This is a genomic window from Citrobacter sp. W9 (genome assembly GCF_026719375.1).
Taxonomy (GTDB): Bacteria; Pseudomonadota; Gammaproteobacteria; order Enterobacterales; family Enterobacteriaceae; genus Citrobacter; species Citrobacter werkmanii.
This window is the reverse complement of sequence record NZ_JAPPTE010000051.1, coordinates 1-3,497: the sequence shown is the minus strand read 5'-3', so window position 1 is coordinate 3,497 and position 3,497 is coordinate 1. Positions and strand designations below refer to the sequence as shown.

The following is a 3,497-nucleotide window of genomic DNA, read 5'->3' as shown; positions in this document are numbered from 1 at the left end:
GCGTGATGGTGAGCATCGACGGCGGTAAGCCGCTGGCGGCGACGAAGGACGCGGACGGGCAGTGGCATATTGACAGCACCGCGCTGGCCGACGGCGACCACACCATTGTGGCCACCGTCACCGACCTCGCCGGCAACACCGCGGACTCGGCCACCCTGGCCTTTACGGTGGACACCACGCTGTCGGTGCCGACCATCGATCTGGCGGATGCGTCAGACAGCGGCAGCCTCAACAGCGACAACATCACGAACGACACCACGCCGGCGTTCACGCTGGGCAGTATTGATGCGGACGTGACGAAGGTGCAGGTCATTATCAACGGCACCGCCTATGACGCCGTGAAGGCTGAGGGCAAGTGGACCTTTACCGCCCCGGAACTGGCGGACGGCGACTACAGCATCACCGTGCAGGTCACCGACGACGCGGGGAACGTGCAGACCTCCACCGCGCTGGCCATGACGGTGGACACCCGCGTGGCGGCGCCGGTGATCGCCCTGAGCGACGACACCGGCACCCCCGGCGACAACCAGACCAACGACACCACCCCGGGCTTTACCATCACCACGGAGAACGACGCCGTCAGCGTGATGGTGAGCATTGACGGCGGCACCCCGCTGGCGGCGACGAAGGACGCGGACGGGCAGTGGCATATTGACAGCACCGCGCTGGCCGACGGCGACCACACCATTGTGGCCACCGTCACCGACCTCGCCGGTAACACCGCGGACTCGGCCGCCCTGACCTTTACGGTGGACACCACGCTGTCGGTGCCGACCATCGATCTGACGGATGCGTCAGACAGCGGCAGCAGCAACAGCGACAACATCACCCGCGACACCACGCCGGCGTTCACGCTGGGGAATATCGACGCCGACGTGACGAAGGTGCAGGTCATTATCAACGGCACCGCCTATGACGCCGTGCAGTCAGAGGGCAAGTGGACCTTTACCGCCCCGGAACTGGCGGACGGGGACTACAGCGTCACCGTGCAGGTGACTGACGACGCGGGGAACGTGCAGACCTCCACCGCGCTGGCTGTGACGGTGGACACCCGCGTGGCGGCGCCGGTGATCGCCCTGAGCGACGACACCGGCACGGCGGGGGATAACCAGACCAACGACGCCACGCCGGGCTTCACTGTCAGCACCGATCCGGACGCGTTCAGCGTGATGGTGAGTATTGACGGCGGCACCCCGGTGGCGGCGACGAAGGACGCCGACGGGCAGTGGCATATTGACAGTACCGCGCTGGCCGACGGCGACCACACCATTGTGGCCACCGTCACCGACCTGGCCGGCAACACCGCAACGTCCTCACTGACCTTCACCGTCGACACCACGCTGTCGGTGCCAACCATCGATCTGGCGGATGCGTCAGACAGCGGCAGCAGCAACAGCGACAACATCACCCGGGATACCACCCCGGCCTTCACGCTGGGGAATATCGACGCCGACGTGACCAGCGTGCAGGTGCTGATCAACGGCACCGCTTACCCGGCGACACTGACGGACGGGACGTGGATCTTTACCGCCCCGGAACTGGCGGACGGGGACTACAGCGTCACGGTGCAGGTCACCGACGACGCGGGGAACGTGCAGACCTCCACGGCGCTGGCTGTGACGGTGGACACCCGCGTGGCGGCGCCGGTGATCGCCCTGAGCGACGACACCGGCACGGCGGGGGATAACCAGACCCGCGACGCCACGCCGGGCTTCACTGTCAGCACCGATCCGGACGCGTTCAGCGTGATGGTGAGCATCGACGGCGGCACCCCGGTGGCGGCGACGAAGACCGCCGACGGGCAGTGGCATATTGACAGCACCGCGCTGGCCGACGGCGACCACACCATCGTGGCCACCGTCACCGACCTGGCGGGCAACACCGCGACGTCCTCACTGGCCTTCACCGTCGACACCACGCTGTCGGTGCCGACCATCGACCTGGCGGATGCGTCAGACAGCGGCAGCCTCAACAGCGACAACATCACGAACGACACCACGCCGGCGTTCACGCTGGGCAGTATCGACGCCGATGTGACCAGCGTGCAGGTGCTGATCAACGGGACGGCTTACCCGGCGACACTGACGGACGGGACGTGGACCTTTACCGCCCCGGAGCTGGCGGACGGCGACTACAGCGTCACCGTGCAGGTGACCGATGACGCGGGGAACGTGCAGACCTCCACGGCGCTGGCTGTGACGGTGGACACCAGCCTGGCGGCGCCGGTGATCGCCCTGAGTGACGACACCGGCACGGCAGGGGATAACCAGACTAACGACACCACCCCGGGCTTTGCCATTGCCACGGATAATGATGCCGTCAGCGTGATGGTGAGCATCGACGGCGGTAAGCCGGTGGCGGCGACGAAGGCCGCCGACGGGCAGTGGCATATTGACAGCACCGCGCTGGCCGACGGCGATCACTCCATCGTGGCCACCGTCACCGACCTGGCGGGCAACACCGCGACGTCCTCACTGGCCTTCACCGTCGACACCACGCTGTCGGTGCCGACCATCGATCTGGCGGATGCGTCAGACAGCGGCAGCAGCAACAGCGACAACATCACCCGCGACACCACGCCGGCGTTCACGCTGGGCAGTATCGACGCCGACGTGACCAGCGTGCAGGTGCTGATCAACGGGAGCGCTTACCCGGCGACACTGACGGACGGGACGTGGACCTTTACCGCCCCGGAACTGGCGGACGGCGACTACAGCGTCACCGTGCAGGTCACCGATGACGCGGGGAACGTGCAGACCTCCACGGCGCTGGCTGTGACGGTGGACACCCGCGTGGCGGCGCCGGTGATCGCCCTGAGCGACGACACCGGCACGGCGGGGGATAACCAGACCCGCGACGCCACGCCGGGCTTCACTGTCAGCACCGATCCGGACGCGTTCAGCGTGATGGTGAGCATCGACGGCGGTAAGCCGGTGGCGGCGACGAAGGCCGCGGACGGGCAGTGGCATATTGACAGTACCGCGCTGGCCGACGGCGACCACACCATTGTGGCCACCGTCACCGACCTCGCGGGCAACACCGCGACGTCCTCACTGGCCTTCACCGTCGACACCACGCTGTCGGTGCCGACCATCGATCTGGCGGATGCGTCAGACAGCGGCAGCCTCAACAGCGACAACATCACGAACGACACCACCCCGGCGTTCACGCTGGGCAGTATCGACGCCGATGTGACGAAGGTGCAGGTCATTATCAACGGCACCGCCTATGACGCCGTGCAGTCAGAGGGCAAGTGGACCTTTACCGCCCCGGAGCTGGCGGACGGCGACTACAGCGTCACCGTGCAGGTGACCGACGACGCGGGGAACGTGCAGACCTCCACCGCGCTGGCTGTGACGGTGGACACCCGCGTGGCGGCGCCGGTGATCGCCCTGAGCGACGACACCGGCACGGCGGGGGATAACCAGACTAACGACGCCACGCCGGGCTTCACTGTCAGCACCGATCCGGACGCGTTCAGCGTGATGGTGAGCATC

The 3,497-nt window shown here is 67.0% G+C and carries 1 protein-coding gene; it reads left to right on the top strand.

Annotated elements, in window-relative coordinates:
* A partial coding sequence (locus OOJ59_RS27610) for an Ig-like domain-containing protein (RefSeq protein ID WP_268063552.1) occupies positions 1–3,497 on the top strand: 3,497 nt, incomplete at both ends.